35 protein-coding genes are annotated in these 22,826 nt (G+C 38.3%); 1 reads left to right on the forward strand and 34 read right to left on the reverse strand.

Going from position 1 to position 22,826, the window contains the following annotated elements:
- The first annotated feature begins 3 nt into the window (after window positions 1-3).
- Window positions 4-1,377, forward strand: a complete 1,374-nt coding sequence (locus PP182_RS00700; RefSeq protein ID WP_272649410.1) for an aldehyde dehydrogenase — start codon at window positions 4-6, stop codon at window positions 1,375-1,377.
- A gap of 73 nt (window positions 1,378-1,450) precedes the next feature.
- Here the strand turns inward: PP182_RS00700 and ctlX are convergent, their stop codons facing one another.
- The 34 genes from ctlX to rplC form a co-directional block, all read right to left on the reverse strand.
- Window positions 1,451-2,383: a citrulline utilization hydrolase CtlX gene (gene ctlX, locus PP182_RS00705; RefSeq protein WP_272649976.1), complete on the reverse strand. Its 933-nt coding sequence runs from the start codon at window positions 2,381-2,383 to the stop codon at window positions 1,451-1,453.
- Window positions 2,384-2,386: 3 nt separating this feature from the next.
- Window positions 2,387-3,298, reverse strand: a complete 912-nt coding sequence (locus PP182_RS00710; protein ID WP_272649411.1) for a dimethylarginine dimethylaminohydrolase family protein — start codon at window positions 3,296-3,298, stop codon at window positions 2,387-2,389.
- 90 nt (window positions 3,299-3,388) lie between these two features.
- A complete protein-coding gene (locus tag PP182_RS00715; protein WP_272649412.1) occupies window positions 3,389-4,675 on the reverse strand; it encodes a citrate synthase in 1,287 nt (428 codons plus the stop codon).
- Window positions 4,676-4,791: 116 nt separating this feature from the next.
- The gene (locus tag PP182_RS00720) at window positions 4,792-6,327 is read right to left on the reverse strand and encodes a glycogen synthase (protein WP_272649413.1); all 1,536 of its coding nucleotides are present in this window, start codon (window positions 6,325-6,327) and stop codon (window positions 4,792-4,794) included.
- A gap of 104 nt (window positions 6,328-6,431) precedes the next feature.
- The gene (gene eno, locus PP182_RS00725; RefSeq protein WP_272649414.1) at window positions 6,432-7,724 is read right to left on the reverse strand and encodes a phosphopyruvate hydratase; all 1,293 of its coding nucleotides are present in this window, start codon (window positions 7,722-7,724) and stop codon (window positions 6,432-6,434) included.
- A 97-nt stretch (window positions 7,725-7,821) separates the two neighbouring features.
- Window positions 7,822-8,949: a glutamine-hydrolyzing carbamoyl-phosphate synthase small subunit gene (gene carA / locus PP182_RS00730; RefSeq protein WP_272649415.1), complete on the reverse strand. Its 1,128-nt coding sequence runs from the start codon at window positions 8,947-8,949 to the stop codon at window positions 7,822-7,824.
- Window positions 8,950-9,046: 97 nt separating this feature from the next.
- Window positions 9,047-9,631 carry a 50S ribosomal protein L17 gene (rplQ, locus tag PP182_RS00735; RefSeq protein ID WP_272649416.1) on the reverse strand — a complete coding sequence of 195 codons (585 nt, stop codon included), beginning with the start codon at window positions 9,629-9,631 and terminating at the stop codon, window positions 9,047-9,049.
- A 59-nt stretch (window positions 9,632-9,690) separates the two neighbouring features.
- A complete protein-coding gene (locus PP182_RS00740) occupies window positions 9,691-10,683 on the reverse strand; it encodes a DNA-directed RNA polymerase subunit alpha (protein WP_272649417.1) in 993 nt (330 codons plus the stop codon).
- Between the two features lie 19 nt (window positions 10,684-10,702).
- Window positions 10,703-11,308, reverse strand: coding sequence for a 30S ribosomal protein S4 (gene rpsD / locus PP182_RS00745; protein ID WP_272649418.1), 606 nt, complete (start codon window positions 11,306-11,308; stop codon window positions 10,703-10,705).
- A 91-nt stretch (window positions 11,309-11,399) separates the two neighbouring features.
- Entirely contained in the window at window positions 11,400-11,792 is a 393-nt protein-coding gene (gene rpsK, locus PP182_RS00750; RefSeq protein WP_272649419.1) for a 30S ribosomal protein S11, read from the reverse strand.
- A 9-nt stretch (window positions 11,793-11,801) separates the two neighbouring features.
- Window positions 11,802-12,176 (reverse strand): 30S ribosomal protein S13, encoded by a 375-nt coding sequence (rpsM, locus tag PP182_RS00755; RefSeq protein WP_272649420.1) that lies wholly within the window; start codon window positions 12,174-12,176, stop codon window positions 11,802-11,804.
- Window positions 12,177-12,178: 2 nt separating this feature from the next.
- Entirely contained in the window at window positions 12,179-12,295 is a 117-nt protein-coding gene (gene ykgO / locus PP182_RS00760) for a type B 50S ribosomal protein L36 (RefSeq protein WP_010519235.1), read from the reverse strand.
- Between the two features lie 13 nt (window positions 12,296-12,308).
- A complete protein-coding gene (infA, locus tag PP182_RS00765; protein ID WP_013305172.1) occupies window positions 12,309-12,524 on the reverse strand; it encodes a translation initiation factor IF-1 in 216 nt (71 codons plus the stop codon).
- A 3-nt stretch (window positions 12,525-12,527) separates the two neighbouring features.
- The gene (secY, locus tag PP182_RS00770) at window positions 12,528-13,871 is read right to left on the reverse strand and encodes a preprotein translocase subunit SecY (RefSeq protein ID WP_272649421.1); all 1,344 of its coding nucleotides are present in this window, start codon (window positions 13,869-13,871) and stop codon (window positions 12,528-12,530) included.
- 14 nt (window positions 13,872-13,885) lie between these two features.
- Complete coding sequence (rplO, locus tag PP182_RS00775; RefSeq protein ID WP_272649422.1) at window positions 13,886-14,338, reverse strand: 50S ribosomal protein L15; 453 nt, start codon at window positions 14,336-14,338, stop codon at window positions 13,886-13,888.
- An 11-nt stretch (window positions 14,339-14,349) separates the two neighbouring features.
- Window positions 14,350-14,529, reverse strand: a complete 180-nt coding sequence (gene rpmD, locus PP182_RS00780) for a 50S ribosomal protein L30 (protein ID WP_272649423.1) — start codon at window positions 14,527-14,529, stop codon at window positions 14,350-14,352.
- A 97-nt stretch (window positions 14,530-14,626) separates the two neighbouring features.
- Window positions 14,627-15,151 carry a 30S ribosomal protein S5 gene (rpsE, locus tag PP182_RS00785; protein ID WP_272649424.1) on the reverse strand — a complete coding sequence of 175 codons (525 nt, stop codon included), beginning with the start codon at window positions 15,149-15,151 and terminating at the stop codon, window positions 14,627-14,629.
- Between the two features lie 9 nt (window positions 15,152-15,160).
- A complete protein-coding gene (rplR, locus tag PP182_RS00790; protein WP_272649425.1) occupies window positions 15,161-15,517 on the reverse strand; it encodes a 50S ribosomal protein L18 in 357 nt (118 codons plus the stop codon).
- Window positions 15,518-15,527: 10 nt separating this feature from the next.
- The gene (rplF, locus tag PP182_RS00795; protein WP_272649426.1) at window positions 15,528-16,070 is read right to left on the reverse strand and encodes a 50S ribosomal protein L6; all 543 of its coding nucleotides are present in this window, start codon (window positions 16,068-16,070) and stop codon (window positions 15,528-15,530) included.
- A 20-nt stretch (window positions 16,071-16,090) separates the two neighbouring features.
- A complete protein-coding gene (gene rpsH, locus PP182_RS00800) occupies window positions 16,091-16,489 on the reverse strand; it encodes a 30S ribosomal protein S8 (RefSeq protein ID WP_272649427.1) in 399 nt (132 codons plus the stop codon).
- A 66-nt stretch (window positions 16,490-16,555) separates the two neighbouring features.
- A complete protein-coding gene (gene rpsN / locus PP182_RS00805; protein WP_099546261.1) occupies window positions 16,556-16,825 on the reverse strand; it encodes a 30S ribosomal protein S14 in 270 nt (89 codons plus the stop codon).
- A gap of 1 nt (window position 16,826) precedes the next feature.
- On the reverse strand, window positions 16,827-17,378 hold the full coding sequence (gene rplE, locus PP182_RS00810) for a 50S ribosomal protein L5 (protein WP_272649428.1): 552 nt from the start codon (window positions 17,376-17,378) through the stop codon (window positions 16,827-16,829).
- 2 nt (window positions 17,379-17,380) lie between these two features.
- Window positions 17,381-17,695, reverse strand: a complete 315-nt coding sequence (gene rplX, locus PP182_RS00815) for a 50S ribosomal protein L24 (protein ID WP_272649429.1) — start codon at window positions 17,693-17,695, stop codon at window positions 17,381-17,383.
- A gap of 13 nt (window positions 17,696-17,708) precedes the next feature.
- A complete protein-coding gene (gene rplN / locus PP182_RS00820) occupies window positions 17,709-18,077 on the reverse strand; it encodes a 50S ribosomal protein L14 (protein ID WP_013993867.1) in 369 nt (122 codons plus the stop codon).
- A gap of 3 nt (window positions 18,078-18,080) precedes the next feature.
- On the reverse strand, window positions 18,081-18,338 hold the full coding sequence (gene rpsQ, locus PP182_RS00825) for a 30S ribosomal protein S17 (RefSeq protein ID WP_079510393.1): 258 nt from the start codon (window positions 18,336-18,338) through the stop codon (window positions 18,081-18,083).
- A 13-nt stretch (window positions 18,339-18,351) separates the two neighbouring features.
- Window positions 18,352-18,543 (reverse strand): 50S ribosomal protein L29, encoded by a 192-nt coding sequence (gene rpmC, locus PP182_RS00830; protein WP_047246268.1) that lies wholly within the window; start codon window positions 18,541-18,543, stop codon window positions 18,352-18,354.
- A 12-nt stretch (window positions 18,544-18,555) separates the two neighbouring features.
- Window positions 18,556-18,981 (reverse strand): 50S ribosomal protein L16, encoded by a 426-nt coding sequence (rplP, locus tag PP182_RS00835; protein WP_094996005.1) that lies wholly within the window; start codon window positions 18,979-18,981, stop codon window positions 18,556-18,558.
- 21 nt (window positions 18,982-19,002) lie between these two features.
- Window positions 19,003-19,722, reverse strand: a complete 720-nt coding sequence (gene rpsC, locus PP182_RS00840) for a 30S ribosomal protein S3 (RefSeq protein WP_272649430.1) — start codon at window positions 19,720-19,722, stop codon at window positions 19,003-19,005.
- A gap of 1 nt (window position 19,723) precedes the next feature.
- Window positions 19,724-20,131, reverse strand: coding sequence for a 50S ribosomal protein L22 (rplV, locus tag PP182_RS00845; protein WP_272649431.1), 408 nt, complete (start codon window positions 20,129-20,131; stop codon window positions 19,724-19,726).
- A 3-nt stretch (window positions 20,132-20,134) separates the two neighbouring features.
- Window positions 20,135-20,413, reverse strand: a complete 279-nt coding sequence (rpsS, locus tag PP182_RS00850) for a 30S ribosomal protein S19 (RefSeq protein WP_272649432.1) — start codon at window positions 20,411-20,413, stop codon at window positions 20,135-20,137.
- 13 nt (window positions 20,414-20,426) lie between these two features.
- Window positions 20,427-21,251 carry a 50S ribosomal protein L2 gene (gene rplB / locus PP182_RS00855; protein WP_272649433.1) on the reverse strand — a complete coding sequence of 275 codons (825 nt, stop codon included), beginning with the start codon at window positions 21,249-21,251 and terminating at the stop codon, window positions 20,427-20,429.
- A gap of 9 nt (window positions 21,252-21,260) precedes the next feature.
- A complete protein-coding gene (gene rplW / locus PP182_RS00860) occupies window positions 21,261-21,551 on the reverse strand; it encodes a 50S ribosomal protein L23 (RefSeq protein ID WP_272649434.1) in 291 nt (96 codons plus the stop codon).
- Between the two features lie 4 nt (window positions 21,552-21,555).
- Entirely contained in the window at window positions 21,556-22,188 is a 633-nt protein-coding gene (rplD, locus tag PP182_RS00865) for a 50S ribosomal protein L4 (RefSeq protein ID WP_272649435.1), read from the reverse strand.
- Window positions 22,188-22,811 carry a 50S ribosomal protein L3 gene (rplC, locus tag PP182_RS00870; RefSeq protein WP_272649436.1) on the reverse strand — a complete coding sequence of 208 codons (624 nt, stop codon included), beginning with the start codon at window positions 22,809-22,811 and terminating at the stop codon, window positions 22,188-22,190. The genes rplD and rplC overlap by 1 nt, the downstream gene beginning before the upstream one ends.
- Window positions 22,812-22,826 lie beyond the last annotated feature (15 nt).

Raw genomic sequence — 22,826 nt, forward strand, 5'->3', positions numbered from 1 at the left:
TAGATGATTACATCATTGGTGAAAAAGCAAAAGGACTTTTTTAGTTCCGGATCTACAAAAGATTTAAAATTCAGGAAGACTTACCTAAAAAAACTGCAAAAAGCCCTGACCTATTACGAGGATCAAATTTGTGATACCTTATATGAAGATTTTAAAAAGCCTAAGTTCGAATCACTAGCCTCGGAAACGCAGTTTGTACTTTTTGAACTAAAGGAAGCTCTTAAGAACATTGATTCTTGGAGCAGACCCAAGCGTGTATCCGGTACCTGGATAAATTTTCCTTCTTCCGATTGGATCTATTCGGAACCTTATGGAAATGTACTGATCATGGCCCCATGGAACTATCCGTTCCTTCTTAGCTTATCACCCCTTATTGGAGCCTTAGCGGCCGGGAATACCGCTATCCTAAAACCTTCGGAATTCACACCCGCCACCTCTGGTATTATAACGAAGATCATTGCGGAAATTTTCCCCGAGGAATATGTAACAGTGATTGAGGGGGGAATTAAGGAATCCCAAGAGCTTCTTTCACAGAAATTTGATTATATTTTTTTTACAGGAAGTACCAAAGTTGGTAAAATAGTGTATCAAAAAGCTGCCGAAAACCTTACCCCCGTAACCCTGGAACTAGGAGGAAAATCTCCTTGCATTATTGATAATACGGTATCCATTCCAGTTACTGCAAAACGAATCGCCTGGGGAAAGTTTTTAAATTGTGGACAAACCTGTATAGCGCCCGATTACCTTTTGGTTCATAAAGATGTAAAAACTAAATTGGTTGAGGCCCTTATAAAAAGTATCAAGGAATTGTATGGTAATTCTCCCCAGGAATCTCCAGATTTAGCCCGCATTGCCCATAATTCACATTACAACACTCTAAAAGAAATGTTGATAGGTGAACAACTTTTATTTGGTGGTGATTTTAATGATAAAACGCTATTTATTTCTCCAGCTTTAGTGGATGAACCCGATTTAAAAAGTAAAATTATGGAGGATGAAATCTTTGGGCCTTTACTTCCCATCATTTCGTACGATTCTGAAGAGGATATTAAAAAACATCTCTCCCACTATGGAAAGCCCCTCGCCCTATACATTTTTAGCAAAAATAAAAAGTTCAGAGAAAGACTATTAAACGGATATAGTTTTGGGGGAGGCGTAATTAACGATACCCTTTTACATATAACCAACAGCAAACTTCCTTTTGGTGGTGTAGGAGCTTCTGGAGTAGGACACTACCAAGGTAAATATTCCTTTGAATCCTTTTCACACCAAAAGTCGATTATCAAAAAAAGATTTTGGCCAGAAATCCCTTTTCGATATGCACCCTATAAGGTTACGGAAAAAATAGCAAAAAAACTTAAGTATCTATTTAATTAAAAGGAACTGTAAAAGGAACTGTAAAAGGAACTGTAAAAGGAACTGTAAAAGGAACTGTAAAGGGAAAAAACTATTATTCCTTAGGTAAAAAAACCTCGGCCATCATACAACGAGCGCTTCCACCACCACATGCTTCAATAGTATCCAAAGGACTATGAACAATTTTACAATGTTCTTCAATTTTTGCAATCTGACCTTTATCCAAGCTACTATAGGCCGCTGAACTCATCACCAAAAGTCTTTGGTCCCCACTGCCCAACACTTCGAGCATATTACCAGCAAAGCTATGCATCTGTTGCTCACTTATAGCGATAATTTCCTTTTGGTCATTTTTAAGACTGTCAACGACTAATTTTCGCTCTTTTTTGTTATCGATACTATCCAAACATATAACAACTAAATTTTCGCCCAAGGCCATCATTACATTGGTATGATAAATAGGCAGTCTTTTTCCATCCACGGATTGATTGGCCGTAAAAATAACCGGCATAAAATCAAAATCCTCACAAAATTCGATGAACAGGTCCTCGTCCGCGCGTTCGGAAAGTGCACAATATGCTTTTTTATGTATTCGATCCATAATAATACTTCCTGTACCTTCTAAAAAAAGCCCTTCCTCTTCGGCCGAGGTATAGTCCATAACATTATTAATCTGAAACCCATTTTTCTCAAGTACCTCTAAGATATCCTCTCTGCGCTCATTTCTTCTGTTCTCAGCAAACATGGGATATACACCTACGGTTCCATCTGCATGAAAAGAAATCCAATTATTCGGGAAAATACTGTCTGGCGTATCTGGTTCTTCCGTATCATCAATAACAATTACATGGACTCCTGCGGACCTAAGCACCGCTACAAAGACATCAAACTCTTGTTGAGCCTTAGAATTAATCGAATTGTTTTTTTCGTCCAAATCTTCCATAAAATAATTATTTACGGCAGTTTGTTCGTTCATTCTAAAACGTACTGGACGAATCATCAATATAGAATTGGTAATCTGCATCATCATCTATTCTCTTATTAAGGGTAATGTACTACACCGCAATAGGCCTTCCTGTTTTGATATTTCGGCATAGGGAACCTCCTCTACGGTAAAACCTTGCACTCTTAGCCAATTATTTAATCTTGTAAAATTTTTTTCGGAAACGACCACTTTCGGAGAAATTGAAAATACATTGCTAAACATTTGATACATTTCCTCAGAAGTAATTTCAAATATGTTTTCCTTACCAAAGAAATCTACCAACCATTGATATTCCTCTTCTACTAAAAAACCATTTTTATGGAGGATAGCCTTGCCCATGCCCAAGGGTTGGAAACAGCAATCTAGATGAAGTGCGTTCTCCTTGGCATTTTTTGACTTTCTCAGTTCAAAGGACTTTACAGTTTTATCTGGAAACTGATTCCTTAAGTAGTCTACGGCCTGTTCGTTTGTTCTTGCCGTAATATGATTAGCGTAATCCGTTCCCGTGTATGTGCCAACAAAAATATAATTGTTCCATGGCATTACATCACCTCCCTCTACGTGGACCTCCTCGGGAGGGTGCAAAATGTTCTCCTCGGCAATCCTATCAAGAACATGTAGAATGGCATCGACCTCCTTTTCCCTTTCAGGCAAAATATTGGAAATAATTAATTTATCCTCTATTACAAAGGCAATATCCCGAGAAAAAATCTGATTACAATTTTCCAAGACTTCAGGCCTAAAAACAGCAACTCCGTATTTTTTTAAAATGTTTGAAAAAGCCTCCATCTCCTCAATCATATCCTCCTCTGTAGGATAGGTGCCTGCAAGAATATGCTCCAATGATTTTGGATCATAGGCTTCTTCGGGCCTCGGAGTTGGACCACTACTTTCTGCTGTTCCAAGTACGACCGCCTTTAACCGTGATACTTCATCCTTAATACGTAGCCTAAGCATAATTATAAATTTAGGCGCTAAGTTAGCATTAAAAAACGCCCTCTTAAAACTTAAGAGGGCGTATGATACTATTAATCCTATTATCCTAAATTATCTAGATTTTAAATCTACAAAAGGACGTAAATTTTCTCCTATATACACCTGGCGTGGTCTTCCTATCGGTTCTCCCCTTAAACGCATTTCTCTCCACTGTGCAATCCAACCGGGCAATCTACCCAAGGCAAACATTACAGTAAACATCTCCGTTGGAATTCCTAGGGCACGATAAATTATTCCGGAGTAAAAATCAACATTCGGATATAATTTTCTATCCACGAAATATTTATCCTCTAGGGCCTCTTTTTCCAAACCTTTGGCAATATCCAGAATAGGGTCGTCTATTCCCAGATCACCTAACACCTCATCCGCCGCCTTTTTAATAATTTTCGCCCTTGGGTCAAAGTTTTTATAAACTCTATGACCAAAGCCCATCAGCCTAAAAGGGTCATTTTTATCCTTTGCTTTTGCCATATACTTTTTAGTATCACCACCGTCAGCTTCAATGGCCTCTAACATCTCTAACACAGCTTGATTTGCACCACCGTGAAGTGGTCCCCAAAGTGCAGATATGCCAGCGGAAAGGGATGCAAATAATCCCGCATGTGAAGAACCTACGATCCTTACGGTAGAAGTAGAACAGTTTTGTTCATGATCTGCATGGAGAATCAAAAGTTTGTCCAATGCTTCAATGACAACCTTGTTCTTATTGTATTCTTTATTTGGACGCTTAAACATCATCTTATGAATGTTTTCAACATAACCTAACGTATCATCGCCGTAGTCCAAAGGCAAGCCTTTTTTCTTGCGTAAAGTCCATGCTACCAGTACAGGGAATTTTGCCAGAATTCGGACGATTGATCGATACATATCCTTCTCTGAGCTTACATCGACGGTAGTAGGATTAAATGCTATCAAAGCACTAGTAAGAGAGGATAGGACACCCATAGGATGGGCAGATTTTGGAAATCCGTCCAAAATCTTTTTCATTTCTTCGTCCACATGCGATTCGTCCTTAATATCCTTATGGAATTTCGCCAATTCTTCTTTATTTGGTAATTCCCCAAAAATCAACAGATAAGCCACTTCCAAAAAGTCAGCTTTTTCGGCAAGTTCTTCTATGGAATATCCACGATATCTTAAAATACCCTTTTCACCATCCAAAAAAGTAATGGCACTTTCACAGGAACCCGTGTTTTTGTAACCTGGGTCAATAGTAATGATACCTCCTGTAGAGGCTCTCAAGGTTTTAATATCAATGGCAAGTTCATTTTCCGTTCCTTCAATAACCGGAAACTCAAACTTTTTACCATTATATTCTAAAGTAGCTTTATCTGACATTTTAAAATTTTACGTGTTATTCTATTAACGGTAAATTTACTAAAACAGGAGTATTTTAACAATATACCAAACCTGTTTGGGCTAAAATTAACAATAAGTCCGTTATGGGGAAAAACCTATAACAAATAGAGGTCTTTGTAGTATTCATCCACAGATACTTCCCAAGTAAATCGCATCTTTTTGGCATTGGCCTTAATACGGTTCCATTTAGGCCTATCATTCTCCCATATGTTCAAAGCCTCATCGAAAACCTTAACCATATTTTTTATTTGGAGCTCATATGTTTTACCTTCAAAAGCAAATCCGGTCTTCAGATGACTTACGGTATCTTTCAACCCTCCAGTGTGATGAACAAGACAAGGGTTACCATTTCTCATAGCCAACATTTGGCTAATCCCACAAGGTTCGAACAGACTGGGCATAAAGTACAAGTCCGTTTCCAAATACATGGAGTCGATTAAATCCTCGGACTGACCATTGGTAAAAACAAAATTCTTGTGCTTGTAGCTCATTTTACGAAACAAATCCTCATAATCCGGATTTCCAGTCCCCAGTAACATAAAAATACCCCCCACTTTATCCAGACGCTTAAGAATCTTTTCAAAAGCTTCGGGAGATCGCATTAAAAAGTAAAACTTCTGCTCTGTCAATCTCGCTACACTGGAAACAATAAACCTAGGCCTATTACCAACGTACTGCATAATTTTTTCACCGGTATGCGCCAAAAAATCAGCCTTGTACTTTTTTGATTCATCCTGAAGCCATCTAAACAAAGCCTTAACCGTATTACGATAAAGATTTCCTTTTTCTACCGTTCGAATGTTATTGTAATTCGATGCATTTAAAATTCCGAACAACCTGCCTTCATTATTTGCCCTCTGCAAGTCCTTTTCCAATCCTTCTCCTCCAATAAATTCCGGTGGTCTACTTGGAAGCATAACATCTTCCTTGTAAGATGGTGAAACTGTATGAACGGCATCGGCAAGCCGTATACCTACGGCCATTAAGTTTATACAATCAGGATACCTTGGGTCCATTAAAGCCTTATGATCTAATTGAATCTCAGGGAACCAATTATTTACAGATGCATAATTATTGTAAAAAGGCCTAATACCTTGAATCGCTAAATTATGTATACTATATACATATCGCATCTTTTTTAAATCGCGATATTCCGGATGATACGACTTTAGAAATAAGAGCGCACTGGAATGCCAATCATGCATATGTACAATATCCAATTCTCCAAAGGCACCTATCTTTATTGCCTCCGCAACAGCTGTCGAGAATATCATGAACTTTACGAAGTCATTAAAAAAAGGTTCGGTAGGATCATCATGATAAATGTGTGCAATACCACCTTCCTGAATTTCAGGATGGTGTATCACATAATGTGTGATGTTTTTGAGGGTTTTTTTGGGTAGTACCTCATATAATTCGGCTTTATAGACCGTTCCCCTTAAATTGAATTCCAATGTTGCCTTAAAAATTCCATTTTGGTGTAATCTTCCATAAGAAGGAACTACAACATTTGCATTGTCCCCGCGCCTAGCAATTTCCCTAGGGACATCCCTGACTACGTCTCCCATTCCACCAGCTTTACAATCTGGAATTGCATCGTTCTCCGCAGAAACAAAAAGAAAATTATTCATACACAAAAAATAGGGGGTTGATAACCAAGAAAAGGTAACTAAAGTTTTAGACTGTTCCAAAAAAAAAGGCTTTCTAAAAAGAAAGCCTTTTAAATTATAAGTAGTTATTTGACCTTAAAGGCCTTTTCTTGAGGATAGTAGGCCATACTTCCCAATTCTTCTTCGATTCTTAACAGCTGATTGTATTTTGCCATACGATCTGATCTCGAAGCAGAACCTGTCTTTATCTGACCTGTATTCAATGCTACCGCCAAATCCGCGATAGTATTATCTTCAGTTTCTCCGGATCGGTGAGACATTACAGAGGTATAACCAGCGTTCTTGGCCATGTTTACCGCCGCGATAGTTTCAGTGAGCGTTCCTATTTGGTTAACTTTTATCAAAATAGAATTAGCAATGCCTTTTTCAATTCCAGTAGACAATCTCTCCACGTTGGTTACAAATAAATCATCACCTACCAATTGAACCTTGTCCCCAACTTTTTCCGTCAGGGCTTTCCACCCATCCCAGTCATTTTCATCCATTCCATCCTCAATAGAAATAATTGGGTATTTCTCGGACAAATCAGCAAGGTATTGAGCTTGCTCTTCAGAAGTTCTTACCACTCCCTTACTACCTTCAAATTTAGTATAGTCATAAGCACCGTCTACATAAAATTCAGCAGATGCACAATCCAAGGCAATCATTACATCGTCCCCCAGCTTGTAACCAGCTTTCTCCACAGCTTTTGCTATTGTATCCAGTGCATCTTCTGTACCACCAGCAAGATTAGGCGCAAATCCACCTTCATCTCCCACTGCCGTACTTAAACCTCTATCATGTAATACTTTTTTTAGGTTATGAAATATTTCAGTACCCATCTGCATCGCATGGGAAAAACTTTTAGCCTTAACTGGCATTACCATAAACTCCTGAAAAGCTATTGGTGCATCAGAATGAGAGCCTCCGTTAATGATGTTCATCATGGGAACCGGTAAAGTATTGGCGCTAACCCCACCAATATAGCGATAAAGAGAAAGACCCAATTCGTTAGCTGCAGCTTTTGCTGCGGCCAAAGAAACACCTAAAATAGCATTCGCTCCAAGTTTTGATTTATTTGGAGTACCGTCCAAATCAATCATGGTCTGGTCTAAAAGATTTTGTTCAAACACGGACATGCCAAGGATTTCTTCCGCAATAATCGTATTTACATTCTCAACAGCCTTCATCACTCCCTTACCCATGTAGGTATTACCCCCATCTCGAAGCTCTACAGCCTCGTGCTCCCCGGTAGAAGCTCCAGAAGGAACGGCAGCACGTCCCATTACACCATTTTCGGTAATTACATCTACTTCTACAGTAGGGTTACCCCTTGAATCTAAAATTTGTCTTGCGTGAACGCTTAGTATGATACTCATTTGAATTGTTTCTTTAATAAATTGATTAGCAAAGATACAAACGTTAGCCGCACATTGCTAAATTCCCTCTTCCAATTCTAAATAATATAACGATTTTTTAAACTTCCGTGGATTGCATTGAATTTTTCTCGATCAATTTGAAAAATTCATCAAAAAGATAATCGGCATCGTGTGGGCCAGGACTAGCTTCCGGGTGATATTGAACGGAAAACACATCTTTATTTTTCATCCTAATACCCGCGACCGTTTTGTCGTTAAGATGCACATGGGTAATTTCCAAATTCTTATTTGCCTCGGTTTCCTCCCTATTGATGGCAAAACCGTGGTTTTGTGAAGTGATTTCTCCCTTCCCGGTAACCAAATTTAATATAGGATGGTTTATTCCTCGATGTCCGTTATGCATTTTGTACGTGGACACACCATTGGCCAATGCAATAATTTGATGCCCTAAACATATTCCGAATAAAGGTTTATTCGTTTTTATTATCTCCTTGGCTAGGTCAATTGCCTCTGTTAAAGGTTCTGGGTCCCCTGGGCCATTGGATATAAAATAGGCATCGGGATTCCAAGCAGACATTTCCGAAAAAGTTGCGTTATATGGGAACACTTTAATATAAGCACCTCGCTTTTCAAGATTTCTCAGTATATTCTTTTTTATACCAATATCCAAAGCTGCTATTCTAAAATTTGAGGACTCATTACCAACGAAATAGGGCTCCTTTGTCGCCACCTTGGATGCCAACTCCAAACCTTCCATACCAGGAACTTTTTCCAGTTGCCTCTTTAACCCAGGAATGTTATCTACATCTGTGGATATTACAGCGTTCATAGCTCCATTATCCCTTATATAACTAACCAAAGCGCGAGTATCTACATCTGATATTGCAAAAAGTTTATTCTTATCCAAGAATTCCTCCAAGCTAGCATCGGCTAATGGTCGTGAATACTCATAACTAAAGTTTCTACAGATTAAACCGGAAATCTTTACACTATCGGATTCTACTTCTTCTGAATTTGTTCCATAGTTCCCAATATGCGCATTGGTGGTAACCATTAATTGCCCAAAATACGATGGGTCCGTAAAAATCTCTTGATACCCTGTCATACCCGTATTGAAACAAACTTCCCCAAAGGAAGTCCCCTCCTTGCCCCCCACAGATTTACCATAAAAAATTGTTCCATCCGCAAGTAATATTAACGCTTTCTTTTTGGCTTGATACTTCATGCTATTTCTCTACTTTTTATCTATTCACAAAAAAACATAAAAAAAGGATAAGCTTTAAGGCTTATCCTTTTATAATTATCAATATTTATTGACATTTTTATTCTTTAGAATCATCTTCCTTTTTAACCTCGTTTTCAGGTTGGGTTTCAGCTTCCTGTTTGGACGCTACTTCTGGAGCTTCTTCTGCCACAGGCTCCTTAACCTCTACTTCTTCAACCTTAGATGCTTCCTCATTAGAACTCTTACCTCCTCTTCTACTTCTTCTAGTAGATTTCTTCTTAGGTTTACCTGCATTATAAAGCTCATTAAAGTCTACCAACTCTATCATGGCCATATCTGCATTATCACCAAGACGGTTTCCTAATTTGATGATTCTTGTGTAACCACCTGGCCTATCAGCAACCTTTTCAGATACTACGCTAAACAATTCGTTAACAGCATATTTATCCCTGAGGTTTTTAAAAACAATACGCCTGTTATGGGTTCCTTTTTCGGCGGACTGATTATTTTCGGCTTTTGACTTTGTTATCAATGGCTCAACAAATTGTTTCAAAGCCTTGGCTTTAGCAACTGTAGTGTTGATTCTCTTATGTTCGATTAAAGAACATGCCATATTCGCCAACATAGCCTTTCTATGCGCAGCCTTTCTACCTAAGTGGTTAACTTTTTTACCGTGTCTCATTTTATAGTATTATCATCTTGCTACCAAACTCGAAAGAACGAGGAGCAAAATATGATTAATTAATCCTTATCTAATTTGTATTTTGATAAATCCATTCCAAAGCTAAGACCTTTGTTGATGACCAACTCCTCTAGCTCAGTTAAAGACTTTTTACCGAAGTTTCTAAACTTCATCAAATCATTTTTGTTGAAAGAAACCAAATCACCTAAGGTGTCCACTTCTGCCGCCTTTAAACAATTTAAGGCACGTACAGAAAGATCCATATCGACCAATTTAGTTTTCAACAACTGTCTCATGTGTAATGACTCCTCATCATACGTCTCTGTCTGAGCAATCTCATCAGCTTCTAGCGTAATACGCTCATCGGAGAACAACATGAAATGGTGAATTAAAACCTTGGCAGCTTCTGTTAAGGCATCCTTTGGATGTATAGAGCCATCAGAAACAATTTCGAAAACTAATTTTTCGTAGTCCGTTTTTTGTTCAACACGAAAGTTCTCGATACTATACTTAACATTCTTTATTGGAGTAAAGATAGAGTCAACTGCAATAGTCCCAATTGGTGCACCAGATTTTTTGTTCTCCTCTGCAGGAACATAGCCTCTTCCCTTATCAATAGTAATCTCCATATTGATACTCACCTTTGGATCCATGTTACAGATAACCAGGTCAGGGTTCAACACTTGATAGCCAGAAATAAATTTTTGGAAATCCCCAGCAGTTAATTGTTCCTTTCCACTTACCGAGATAGAAACCACCTCTGCCTCCGAGTCCTCGATTTGTTTTTTAAAGCGAACTTGCTTCAAGTTCAATATAATTTCGGTTACATCTTCTACAACACCGGAAATTACAGAGAACTCATGTTCTACCTTGTCTATCCTTACGGATGTAATGGCATGGCCTTCCAAGGAAGAAAGCAACACCCTTCTTAATGCATTCCCAACAGTTAATCCATAACCAGGTTCCAAAGGACGAAATTCGAACTTTCCTTCGAAATCTGAGGAATCGATCATTATTACTTTATCGGGTTTCTGAAAATTAAATAATGCCATAATTGGATCAGTGTTGTTTTTATTTAGAGTATAACTCGACTATTAATTGTTCTTTGATGTTTTCTGGAATCTGAAGTCTTTCAGGAACAGTAACAAACGTTCCTTCCTTTTTCTCAGTATTCCAAGTAATCCACTCGTAAACACTACTGCTAGCAGCTAGTGAATCTTGAATACTCTGTAAGGATTTAGACTTTTCCCTAACACCAACTACGTCTCCAGCTTTTAGGGAGTAAGATGGAATATTAACTATCTCTCCATTAACTGTTATGTGTCTATGCGAAACTAATTGTCTTGCACCACTTCTTGTAGGGGAAATACCCATTCTAAAAACCACATTGTCCAGACGGCTTTCACATAATTGCAATAGGATTTCACCAGTTACTCCTTCTTTTCTTTTTGCGGTGGAGAAAAGATTTCTAAACTGTTTTTCTAAAATACCGTATGTATATTTAGCTTTTTGTTTCTCCATTAACTGTACGGAATACTCAGACTTTTTTCCTCTACGTCTGTTATTCCCATGCTGTCCTGGAGGGTAATTTTTCTTTTCAAAAGACTTATCGTCTCCGAATATCGCCTCACCAAACTTACGGGCGATTTTTGATTTTGGTCCTGTATATCTTGCCATTTTCTAAAATTGTGAAGATGAGATTATGAATTAAGGCTTATCCTTCGATAATCGTAACTACACCTTCGGTGAAATTTATATTAATACTTGATTAAACTCTTCTTCTTTTTGGAGGCCTACATCCATTATGTGGCATTGGAGTAACATCAATAATTTCTGTTACCTCAATTCCTGAATTATGAATCGAACGGATTGCAGATTCCCTGCCGTTTCCTGGTCCTTTAACATAAACCTTTACTTTGCGTAAGCCCGCCTCATGGGCAACCTTCGCACAATCTTCCGCTGCTACCTGAGCCGCATAAGGAGTATTCTTTTTGGAACCTCTAAAACCTAACTTACCAGCCGATGACCAAGAAATAACATCTCCCTTCTTATTTGTCAATGATATGATGATATTGTTAAATGAAGCCGTTACGTGGGCCTCACCTACTGAATCAACTATAACTTTACGCTTTTTGGTTACCTTAGTATTTGCCTTTGCCATAACTATCTATTATTTAGTAGCTTTCTTCTTGTTAGCAACTGTTTTTCTCTTTCCTTTTCTAGTCCTAGAGTTGTTCTTTGTACGTTGACCTCTTAATGGCAAGCCGGATCTATGACGTATACCTCTGTAACATCCAATATCCATTAATCGCTTAATGTTCAATTGAGTTTCAGAACGTAACTCACCTTCAATAGTGTAGGAAGAAACTGCATCCCTAATACGACCTATTTCATCATCGTTCCAATCAGAAACCTTAGTATCCTCACTAACTTGGGCTTTTTCCAAAATTTCCTTGGCCCTACTTTTTCCAATCCCGAAAATATAGGTCAAGGCTATTACGCCCCTCTTTTGTTTTGGTATATCAATACCCGCGATTCTTGCCATAATTACCCTTGTCTTTGTTTAAATCTAGGATTCTTTTTGTTGATTACGTACAATCTGCCTTTTCTGCGAACTATTTTGCAGTCGGCACTTCTCTTTTTTATTGATGCTCTTACTTTCATCTTACTTGCTTTCTTAGTATCTATAAGTAATTCTTGCTTTCGTAAGGTCATATGGACTCATCTCCAATTTAACCTTGTCTCCAGGTAACAACTTTATATAATGCATGCGCATCTTACCTGAAATATGCGCTGTAACTACATGTCCATTTTCCAATTCTACTCGAAACATTGCATTTGACAATGCTTCTATAATGGATCCATCTTGTTCTATCGCTGCTTGTTTAGCCATAAATTATGCTACTTTTCTATTTTTTCCGGTTTTCATTAATCCGTCATAATGTCTATTCAAAAGGTAAGAATTTACCTGTTGCACAGTATCTATTGCCACTCCCACCATAATTAACAGGGAAGTACCTCCATAAAATAAGGCCCATCCTGCTTGTACATCTAACAATTTTACCACTATTGCGGGCAAAACGGCCAGCAAAGCTAAAAATATAGATCCAGGTAACGTAATTAATGACATTATTTTATCCAAGAAATCTCCAGTTTCCTTTCCTGGCCTAATACCTGGGATAAATCCGCCACTACGTTTTAGATCATCGGCCATTTTATTTGTTGGTACGGTAATAGCCGTGTAGAAATACGTGAAAATAATGATTAGAAAGGCGAACAATAAATTATAGGCCCAACCAAAAATATCACTGAACTGTACTTGCATCCATTGTCCAAATGATGTATCATCAAAAGCTCCTCCAATCATTCCAGGCACAAACATGATTGCTTGGGCAAATATGATTGGCATAACCCCGGAGGCATTTAATTTTAGAGGAATGTATTGCCTTGAGCCCATGACATTCTTTTCATATCCACCAGATGCCGTTCTCCTAGCATACTGTACGGGTATTTGACGAGTTGCCATAACTAAAAGCACACTAGCCAAAATAACCAGGAACCATACAATTACCTCTATAAGTATAAACATTAAACCACCATTATTATTGGTAGTTCTTGAAACAAATTCTTGAACAAAAGATTGGGGCATTGTTGCTATAATACCAATCATAATCAATAAAGAAATACCATTTCCAATACCTTTATCCGTAATTTTCTCGCCCAACCACATGGCAAATACACATCCAGATACCAATATAATTACGGCCGGAATCATAAAATCCAAACCTTTTCCAAGTATAAAGGCAGTATCAGGAACACCAAAAGCTCCCAATCCATACAAATATGCCGGTGCCTGAACGATACAAATACCAATTGTTAACCAACGGGTAATTTGATTAATCGTTTTTCTTCCGCTTTCACCTTCCTTCTGTAATTTTTGAAGGTAAGGAATCGCAATACCCATTAACTGAACCACAATCGAAGCGGAGATATAAGGCATAATACCCAATGCAAAAATGGAAGCATTGGCAAAAGCCCCACCGGTAAAAGCATTTAATAGACCAAAAATACCCTGATCTGTACCGTCGGCCAATCCCCCTAACTGGGTTGAGTCTATACCTGGAAGAACAATTTGGCAACCAAATCTATAAACCAATAGAAGGCCTAGAGTTATGATAATTCTATTCCTTAGCTCTTCTATCTTCCAAATATTGGATATTGTATCGATAAATTTCTTCATGTTCCCGCTTATACTTATAAACTTATTGCTTCACCACCTGCAGCTTCAATAGCAGCTTTTGCCGAAGCAGAAAATTTATGTACAGATACTTTAAGGGCAGCCTTCAATTCTCCTCCCCCTAAAATTTTAACCAAATCATTTTTACCCACTAAACCATTCTCAACCAAAGTATCGAAAGAGACAGCGTCTTTTATTACCTTATCATCTACTAGTTCCTGTAGCTTATTAAGGTTTATACCTTTGTAGTCCTTACGATTAATATTCGTAAAACCAAACTTGGGAACACGTCTTTGCAAAGGCATTTGACCACCTTCAAACCCGATTTTCTTTGAGTAACCAGATCTAGATTTAGCACCTTTATGGCCTCTTGCAGCAGTACCACCCTTTCCAGAGCCCTGACCTCTACCTAATCGTTTACCATCTCTATTTACGGAACCTTCTGCAGGTTTTAGATTACTTAAATTCATTAGATCTATATTTAAGCTTCTTCTGTAGAAACTAAATGTTTAACTTTATTTATCATGCCCAGAATATTGGGTGTTGCATCGTGCTCAACTACCTGTCCAATTCTTTTCAGTCCAAGAGCTTCCAAAGTCCTTTTTTGATTTTGAGGCTTTTTAATACCGCTCTTAAGTTGTGTTACTTTAATCTTTGCCATTTTATATAGTAATTAGTTTAGTATTTAATAAAAAGTACTGGATTTCTGTTCAGATAACTTTAAGTACTTCTTTCTATATACTTTTTACTATTAATATTTATCCTTTAAAAACCTTATCCATAGAAATTCCACGTTGTTGTGAAATTGTTCTGGCATCCCTTAATTGCAACAATGCATCAAAAGTGGCTTTTACTACATTGTGAGGGTTGGAAGACCCTTGTGACTTGGACAATACATCATGAACACCAACAGCTTCCAATACGGCCCTTACTGCACCTCCGGCAATCACACCTGTACCATGTGAAGCTGGCTGAATATATACACGCGCACCTCCATATTTTCCTTTTTGCTCATGAGGGAGGGTGCCTTTATTCAAAGGAATTCGAATCAAATTCTTTTTACCATCTTCAATTGCCTTGGCAATTGCAGTAGCAACCTCTTTTGACTTTCCAAGACCGTGCCCTACAACACCATTCTCATCACCAACAACAACGATAGCAGAAAAACCGAAAGCCCTACCACCTTTAGTTACCTTGGTTACACGTTGTACCCCAACTAACCTATCTTTTAAATCTAAACCTCCCGGTTTAACAGTTTCTACGTTTTTGTATTTTTGGAACATACCTTTAATTTAGAATTTTAATCCTGCTTCCCTTGCGCCTTCCGCTAAAGACTTAACTCGTCCGTGATAAAGGTTACCACCTCTATCAAATGCAACCTTTTCTATTCCAGCCGCTTTAGATTTCTCAGCGATAGCCTTGCCTACAAGTGCAGCAATTTCTGTTTTGTTACCCTTAGAGGTAGCAATATCCTTATCTCTGGATGAAGCTGCAGCCAAGGTTACACCTTTTACATCATCTATCAATTGTGCATAGATTTCGCTGTTACTTCTAAAGACTGATAGTCTTGGCCTTTCGGCAGTTCCATTGGATACCTTACGGATTCTCCTTCGAATTCTATACTTTCTTTGTGTTTTTGATAATCCCATAATACTTTTATTAAGCCGATTTACCAGCTTTTCTTCTTAATTGTTCACCAACAAATTTGACTCCTTTTCCTTTGTAAGGCTCAGGCTTACGAAATGATCTGATTTTTGCCGCTATATGTCCCACTAACTGCTTATCGTGAGAAGTTAATTTAACTATAGGGTTCTTTCCTTTTTCAGAAATAGTTTCAACTTTAACCTCTGGTGCCAAGTCAAAAACGATATTGTGAGAAAAACCTAATGCCAAATCAAGCTTTTGACCCTGATTACTGGCACGGTAACCAACACCTACCAACTCTAGTTCTTTAGTCCACCCTTTGGATACACCTTCAACCATGTTAAGTATCAAAGATCGATACAAACCGTGTTTTGCTTTATGCTCTTTAGAGTCTGACGGTCTTGTTACCCAAGCCTGTCCATCTTCTACTTTTACATCAACACCTGAAAAATCTTGAGTCAACTCACCTAATTTACCTTTTACGGTAATTACCTTGTCTTTGACTTCAATTGTAACTCCATCAGGAATTGCTATCGGATTATTTCCTATTCTAGACATCTTCTAACTCTTTAATTCTATTAATAAACGTAGCATAAAACCTCTCCACCAACATTCTCCGCCTTGGCCTGCTTACTCGTCATAACACCATGTGATGTCGACACAATAGCAATACCGAGACCGTTAAGGACTCTAGGCAAATTATCATTGGATGAATACTTTCTCAAACCTGGCTTACTTATACGTTGTATTCTCTTGATTACAGGTTCTTTCGTCATCTTATCATATTTCAGGGCAATCTTAATTGTTCCCTGAACTTTATCATCTTCGAACTTGTAACTTAAAATATATCCTTGGTCGAATAATATTTTAGTTATTTCCTTTTTTAGGTTGGAAGCCGGGATTTCCACAACTCTGTGTCCTGCCCTACTCGCGTTTCTAACTCTTGTTAGATAATCTGCTATAGTATCTGTTACCATTTATATATAATTCGGTGACGGTTTTTAGCGTTAGACTAAACCTGAAACCAGTTATTAATTCTATTTCTACCAGCTGGCCTTTTTAACCCCAGGTATCAAACCTTGGTTAGCCATTTCCCTGAACATAACCCTAGAGATTCCAAAAGTCCTCATATAACCTTTAGGTCTACCAGTAAGCTTACATCTGTTGTGCATACGTACTGGTGAGGCATTTTTTGGCAATTTCTGTAGTGCTTCGTAATCGCCAGCCTCCTTAAGAGCCTTACGCTTTTCAGCATATTTAGCTACAGTCTTTGCCCTTTTTCTCTCACGGGCTTTCATTGATTCTTTAGCCATTCTAGTTCTTTTTAAAAGGTAATCCTAATTCCGTTAATAATGACTTTGCTTCCTTGTCCGTTTCGGCCGAGGTAACAAAAGTTACGTCCATCCCATTAATTCTATTGATTTTATCAATATTAATCTCTGGGAAGATAATCTGTTCGGTAATTCCTAGATTATAGTTTCCACGTCCATCAAAGCCTGTAGCCTTAATTCCTTGAAAATCCCTAACCCTAGGCAATGCGGAGGTAACCAATCTATCTAAAAATTCATACATCCGATCGCCACGTAATGTTACTTTTGCCCCAATTGGCATTCCCTTTCTTAACTTGAAAGCAGCAACATCCTTTTTAGAAAGAGTAGCAACAGCTTTCTGACCAGTAATCATGGTCATTTCATCCACTGCATGGTCAATAAGCTTCTTATCCGCTACCGCTGCACCAACTCCTCTACTAACAACAATTTTTTTCAACTTAGGAACTTGCATTACGTTATTGTAACCAAATTCTTCGGTCAAGGCCGCAACTATACGGTCCTTGTATTCTTTCTTTAATCTTGCAACGTAAGCCATAACTAAATTACTTCATTTGATTTCTTGGAAAACCTAACCTTTTTTCCATCTCTCATTTCATACCCAACTCGTGTAGTTTCACCCGATTTGGAATCAATTAACGATAGATTGGAAACATGAATAAAAGCTTCCTTTTTTACGATACCACCTTGAGGGTTCTTTGCACTTGGCTTCTCATGTTTAGAAACCATATTTACTCCCTCTACAATCGCTTTATTCTTTTCAAGATTTACGGTCATTACCTTACCTTCAGAACCTTTATGGTCCCCAGCAACGACTCTTACCGTATCTCCTGTTTTTATTTTTAACTTTTTCATCTTGATAATCAAATTATAGTACCTCCGGGGCCAATGAAACAATTTTCATAAACTGCTTGTCCCTAAGCTCTCTTGCCACAGGACCAAATACACGAGTTCCGCGCATTTCACCAGTAGGGTTTAACAAAACACATGCGTTATCATCAAAACGGATATAAGAACCATCCGGTCTTCTAACCTCCTTTTTTGTTCTAACCACTACAGCAGTAGAAACAGCACCTTTTTTTATACCTCCGTTTGGAGTAGCTTCCTTAACGGTAACAACAATTTTATCACCAATAGAAGCATATCTTCTTTTTGTACCCCCAAGAACACGGATAGTTAAAACTTCCTTTGCTCCGGTATTATCCGCTACCTTTAATCTAGATTCTTGCTGTAACATAACTTATTTGGCTCTTTCTAAGATTTCTACTAACCTCCAACACTTGGTCTTGCTCATAGGACGTGTCTCCATAATCTTTACGGTATCACCGATATTACAATCGTTCTTTTCGTCATGAGCAACATATTTCTTTGTTTTCAAAACGAACTTACCGTACATGGGGTGTTTTACTCTTTTAACCTCGGCGACAACGATGGATTTTTCCATTTTATCACTTGTTACTACCCCGACTCTCTCTTTTCTTAAGTTTCTTTTTTCCATAAAGCAGAACCAATTATTGGTTTTCCCTTTTAGTTAATTCAGTAGCTAATCTTGCAACCGTTCTTCTTACTTTTCTAATTTGAAGAGGGTTTTCCAATGGAGTCACAAAATGAGCCATTTTTAAATCCGCATGCTGCTTTTTATACTCTGCAAGTTTTTCCGTAAGTCCTTCAACAGACAATTCCTTAATTTCTTGTTTTTTCATGATTTCCTACGATTAATTGTCAACTGTATAATCTCTTGCAACAATAAATTTTGTTCTAACAGGAAGTTTCTGTGCGGCCAGTCTAAGCGCCTCCTTAGCTATATCGATAGAAACACCTGCAATTTCAAACATTACCCTTCCAGGTTTCACAACGGCTACAAAATATTCCGGCGCACCCTTACCTTTACCCATACGTACTTCTAGAGGTTTTTTGGTAATCGGCTTATCTGGAAATATTTTAATCCATAATTGACCTTCCCTTTTCATATATCTCGTAGCTGCAATACGAGCGGCTTCGATTTGACGGGATGTCAAAAAAGAAGAGTCCATAGATTTTATTCCGAACATACCATTTGAAAGTTGATGCCCTCTACCGGCATTGCCTTTCATACGGCCTTTCTGCATTTTTCGGAACTTCGTTCTTTTTGGTTGTAACATTTTTCTCTACTTCTTTAATTATTACTTTCTACGACGAGGTTTTCTTCCACCGTCTTTCTTTCCACCTTTAGATGATTGTCCTTTTTGCATTCCAACCAATGGAGAAAGCTCTCTTTTTCCGTAAACCTCACCCTTCATAATCCAAACCTTGATACCTAGTTTTCCATAAGTAGTCTGGGCTTCGTGCAAGGCATAATCTATATCCGCCCTAAAAGTAGACAGCGGAATCCTTCCATCTTTATAAGATTCGGAACGCGCCATCTCAGCTCCGTTAAGACGACCTGAAATTTGAATTTTAATACCTTCGGCATTCATTCTCATAGCAGCTGCAATCGCCATTTTTATAGCCCTTCTAAATGAAATTCTACTTTCTATTTGGCGTGCAATACTCGCAGCCACAAGGTTGGCATCCAACTCCGGTCTCTTAATCTCGTAAATATTAATCTGAACCTCCTTGTTGGTAATTTTCTTAAGCTCTTCCTTTAGCTTATCTACTTCTTGCCCACCTTTACCGATAATAATACCCGGTCTAGCAGTGGTTACAGTAACCGTTATCAATTTTAGCGTTCTTTCTATAATAACTCTAGAAACACTTGCCTTTGACAACCTAGCATGGATATACTTTCTGATTTTGTCGTCCTCTGCCAGTTTATCACCGTAATCATTTCCTCCGTACCAGTTAGATTCCCATCCCCTGATGATTCCTAGACGATTTCCTATTGGATTAGTTTTCTGTCCCATTCTAGCTTTCTGTATTATTATTAGAACCCAAAATTAAGGTTACATGGTTCGAACGTTTTCTTATCCTGTGTGCTCTTCCTTGTGGAGCCGGACGTAATCTTTTCAACATAGCGCCACTATCCACACGAATTTCGGCAACAACCAAATCTGCATCCTCCAAGCTGGCATCTTCATTTTTTGCTTGCCAATTAGCTAAAGCTGAAAGCAATAATTTTTCCAACTTTCTTGAAGCTTCCTTAGGGTTAAACCTTAAGATAGCAAGGGCCTTTTCAACCTTCTCACCACGAACCAAATCAGCTACTAGCCTCATTTTTCTTGGCGAAGTAGGGCAATTGTTCAATTTTGCAAAAGCCACTTTTTGCTTTTCTGCCTTTATTCTTTCGGCCATTTGTTTTTTACGAACTCCCATAGCTTACTTCTTACCTTTATTCTTTGCACCTGCATGACCTCTAAAGGAACGCGTTGGTGAAAATTCTCCTAATTTATGTCCTACCATATTCTCAGTAATGAAAACAGGTACAAATTGTCTTCCATTATGAACAGCTATTGTAAGCCCTACAAAATCCGGAGTAATCATTGATGCTCTAGACCATGTTTTTATTACGGACTTTTTACCGGAAGAAACACTTTGCTGTATCTTCTTCTCTAAACTGTAATGAACGTAAGGTCCTTTTTTTAGTGAACGTGCCATTTCTTTCTACTTTTTATTTCTTTCTACGTTCTATTATATATTTATTGGTACTTTTTGTTCTAGAACGAGTTCTATACCCTTTAGCAGGCACACCGTTTCTAGATCTTGGATGACCACCAGACGCTCTACCTTCTCCACCTCCCATTGGGTGATCGACAGGGTTCATAGCAACCGGTCTAGTACGTGGTCTTCTACCCAACCATCTACTTCTACCAGCTTTACCGGAAACCAACAATTGATGATCCGAGTTTGAAACTGCACCAACAGTTGCCATACATCCAGACAAAATCAATCTGGTTTCACCTGAAGGCATTTTAACGGTGACAAACTTACCGTCCTTGGCCATTAACTGTGCAAATGTACCGGCACTTCTCGCCATTACAGCACCTTGACCCGGACGTAATTCTATACAGGAAACAATAGTCCCTAATGGAATTTCACTTAAAGGCAGTGCATTCCCTATCTCAGGGGCAGATCCTGACCCAGCAGAAACCTGTTGATCAACCTTTAAACCGTTTTGTGCAACCACATATCGCTTTTCACCATCAGCATACTCCAACAAAGCAATAAATGCAGTTCTATTAGGATCGTATTGAATTGATTTTACGGTAGCCGCAACATCTTGCTTATCCCTTTTAAAATCAATAACACGATATCTTCTCTTATGACCGCCGCCTTTCTGACGTATAGTCATTTTTCCTTGACTGTTTCTACCTCCCGACTTTTTTAACGGAGCAAGCAAGCTTTTCTCCGGCTTATCAGTAGTTATGGCGTCAAACCCATTAACTACTCTAAAACGCTGTCCAGGAGTGATTGGTTTTAATTTTCTAACTGACATTTCTCGTCTTTATAGATTACTGTAAAAATCAATTATATCACCCTCTACAACATCAACAATTGCCTTTTTCGTAACATTTGTTTTTCCATGTTGTACACCAGTTTTCGTATATCTGGATTTTCTTGTAGGCCCATAATTCATGGTTCTAACTTTTTTGACCGAAACACCATAAGTAGCCTCAACAGCATCCTTAATCTGAATCTTGTTGGCCTTCGGATCAACCAGGAAACCATAACGGTTGTTCAACTCGCTGTCCGCAGTCATTTTTTCCGTTATAATTGGTTTTATCAACACACTCATGATTCTACTTATTATTTAAATTCGATTCAATTCCTTCTAGAGAGCCCTCCAACAACACAACACTTGATGCATTTAGTATTTTGTAAGTGCTTAATTCTGAATTAGTTATAACATCAGAACCCCCAAAATTACGAGAAGACAAATATACGCCTTTATTTGAATCACCCAACACAATTAAAGACTTTTTGTTTTCCAATCCCAAAGACTTTAAAACATTTACAAAATCCTTTGTTTTCGGGGTGTCAAAATCAAAGTCCTCAACTACCATTATAGCCTTGTCTTTAGACTTAATGCTAAGAGCGGATTTTCTGGCCAAACGCTTCAAATTTTTATTCAATTTTTGCGTATAATCCTTTGGTCTTGGCCCAAAAATTCTTCCTCCTCCTCTAAAGATCGGAGATTTAATACTACCGGCTCTTGCCGTACCCGTACCTTTTTGCTTCTTTATCTTTCTTGTACTCCCGGCAATCTCACCACGCTCCTTAGCTTTGTGAGTACCTTGTCGCTGATGAGCCAAATATTGCTTAACATCTAAATAAACCGCATGTTCGTTTGGCTCTATTCCAAAAACGGTATCAGAAAGTTCCGCCTTTCTGCCTGTATCTTTTCCTGTAATATCTAAAACTGCTACTTTCATTACATCCACCTTTGTATGGTTACATAAGCATTCTTATGGCCCGGAACACAACCTTTTACAACCAAAAGATTTTTTTCTGGAACTACTTTTAAAACTCTTAGATTTTGTACCGTAACACGATCAGAACCCATTCTACCAGCCATTTTCATTCCTTTGAAAACTCTAGCCGGATAAGACGCGGCACCAATAGAACCAGGAGCTCTAAGTCTGTTGTGCTGGCCGTGGGTAGATTGTCCAACACCACCGAAGCCATGCCTTTTAACAACCCCCTGAAAACCTTTACCTTTAGATGTTCCTATCACATCTACAAATTCACCTTCTACAAAAACGTCCACACCTACAGTGTCTCCCAATTTGTAACCCTCTCCAAAACCATGAAATTCAACGACTTTTTTCTTGGGAGAAGCACCTGCTTTTTTAAAGTGACCGGATTCGGCCTTATTAGCACGTTTTTCTGCCTTGTCATCGAAACCAAGCTGAAGGGCTTTATACCCGTCAACCTCTTCGGTTCTGACTTGGGTAACTACACATGGTCCAGCTTCTATAACGGTACATGGAATGTTTTTTCCATTCTCGTCGAAAATGCTAGTCATGCCTACTTTTTTTCCTATTAACCCAGACATACTTAAATTATTAAT

The sequence above is a fragment of the Maribacter sp. PR1 genome, from assembly GCF_028464145.1.
Classification (GTDB): Bacteria; Bacteroidota; Bacteroidia; order Flavobacteriales; family Flavobacteriaceae; genus Maribacter.

Coding starts and splice junctions, on each gene's coding strand:
- PP182_RS00700 (WP_272649410.1), top strand. CDS start 4: ATGATTACATCATTGGTGAAAAAGCAAAAGGACTTTTTTAGTTCCGGA.
- ctlX (WP_272649976.1), bottom strand. CDS start 2,383: ATGATGCAGATTACCAATTCTATATTGATGATTCGTCCAGTACGTTTT.
- PP182_RS00710 (WP_272649411.1), bottom strand. CDS start 3,298: ATGCTTAGGCTACGTATTAAGGATGAAGTATCACGGTTAAAGGCGGTC.
- PP182_RS00715 (WP_272649412.1), bottom strand. CDS start 4,675: ATGTCAGATAAAGCTACTTTAGAATATAATGGTAAAAAGTTTGAGTTT.
- PP182_RS00720 (WP_272649413.1), bottom strand. CDS start 6,327: ATGAATAATTTTCTTTTTGTTTCTGCGGAGAACGATGCAATTCCAGAT.
- eno (WP_272649414.1), bottom strand. CDS start 7,724: ATGAGTATCATACTAAGCGTTCACGCAAGACAAATTTTAGATTCAAGG.
- carA (WP_272649415.1), bottom strand. CDS start 8,949: ATGAAGTATCAAGCCAAAAAGAAAGCGTTAATATTACTTGCGGATGGA.
- rplQ (WP_272649416.1), bottom strand. CDS start 9,631: ATGAGACACGGTAAAAAAGTTAACCACTTAGGTAGAAAGGCTGCGCAT.
- PP182_RS00740 (WP_272649417.1), bottom strand. CDS start 10,683: ATGGCATTATTTAATTTTCAGAAACCCGATAAAGTAATAATGATCGAT.
- rpsD (WP_272649418.1), bottom strand. CDS start 11,308: ATGGCAAGATATACAGGACCAAAATCAAAAATCGCCCGTAAGTTTGGT.
- rpsK (WP_272649419.1), bottom strand. CDS start 11,792: ATGGCAAAGGCAAATACTAAGGTAACCAAAAAGCGTAAAGTTATAGTT.
- rpsM (WP_272649420.1), bottom strand. CDS start 12,176: ATGGCAAGAATCGCGGGTATTGATATACCAAAACAAAAGAGGGGCGTA.
- ykgO (WP_010519235.1), bottom strand. CDS start 12,295: ATGAAAGTAAGAGCATCAATAAAAAAGAGAAGTGCCGACTGCAAAATA.
- infA (WP_013305172.1), bottom strand. CDS start 12,524: ATGGCTAAACAAGCAGCGATAGAACAAGATGGATCCATTATAGAAGCA.
- secY (WP_272649421.1), bottom strand. CDS start 13,871: ATGAAGAAATTTATCGATACAATATCCAATATTTGGAAGATAGAAGAG.
- rplO (WP_272649422.1), bottom strand. CDS start 14,338: ATGAATTTAAGTAATCTAAAACCTGCAGAAGGTTCCGTAAATAGAGAT.
- rpmD (WP_272649423.1), bottom strand. CDS start 14,529: ATGGCAAAGATTAAAGTAACACAACTTAAGAGCGGTATTAAAAAGCCT.
- rpsE (WP_272649424.1), bottom strand. CDS start 15,151: ATGTTCCAAAAATACAAAAACGTAGAAACTGTTAAACCGGGAGGTTTA.
- rplR (WP_272649425.1), bottom strand. CDS start 15,517: ATGGGATTATCAAAAACACAAAGAAAGTATAGAATTCGAAGGAGAATC.
- rplF (WP_272649426.1), bottom strand. CDS start 16,070: ATGTCTAGAATAGGAAATAATCCGATAGCAATTCCTGATGGAGTTACA.
- rpsH (WP_272649427.1), bottom strand. CDS start 16,489: ATGGTAACAGATACTATAGCAGATTATCTAACAAGAGTTAGAAACGCG.
- rpsN (WP_099546261.1), bottom strand. CDS start 16,825: ATGGCTAAAGAATCAATGAAAGCCCGTGAGAGAAAAAGGGCAAAGACT.
- rplE (WP_272649428.1), bottom strand. CDS start 17,378: ATGGCTTACGTTGCAAGATTAAAGAAAGAATACAAGGACCGTATAGTT.
- rplX (WP_272649429.1), bottom strand. CDS start 17,695: ATGAAAAAGTTAAAAATAAAAACAGGAGATACGGTAAGAGTCGTTGCT.
- rplN (WP_013993867.1), bottom strand. CDS start 18,077: ATGTTACAGCAAGAATCTAGATTAAAGGTAGCGGATAATACCGGAGCA.
- rpsQ (WP_079510393.1), bottom strand. CDS start 18,338: ATGGAAAAAAGAAACTTAAGAAAAGAGAGAGTCGGGGTAGTAACAAGT.
- rpmC (WP_047246268.1), bottom strand. CDS start 18,543: ATGAAAAAACAAGAAATTAAGGAATTGTCTGTTGAAGGACTTACGGAA.
- rplP (WP_094996005.1), bottom strand. CDS start 18,981: ATGTTACAACCAAAAAGAACGAAGTTCCGAAAAATGCAGAAAGGCCGT.
- rpsC (WP_272649430.1), bottom strand. CDS start 19,722: ATGGGACAGAAAACTAATCCAATAGGAAATCGTCTAGGAATCATCAGG.
- rplV (WP_272649431.1), bottom strand. CDS start 20,131: ATGGGAGTTCGTAAAAAACAAATGGCCGAAAGAATAAAGGCAGAAAAG.
- rpsS (WP_272649432.1), bottom strand. CDS start 20,413: ATGGCACGTTCACTAAAAAAAGGACCTTACGTTCATTACAGTTTAGAG.
- rplB (WP_272649433.1), bottom strand. CDS start 21,251: ATGTCAGTTAGAAAATTAAAACCAATCACTCCTGGACAGCGTTTTAGA.
- rplW (WP_272649434.1), bottom strand. CDS start 21,551: ATGAGTGTGTTGATAAAACCAATTATAACGGAAAAAATGACTGCGGAC.
- rplD (WP_272649435.1), bottom strand. CDS start 22,188: ATGAAAGTAGCAGTTTTAGATATTACAGGAAAAGATACAGGCAGAAAG.
- rplC (WP_272649436.1), bottom strand. CDS start 22,811: ATGTCTGGGTTAATAGGAAAAAAAGTAGGCATGACTAGCATTTTCGAC.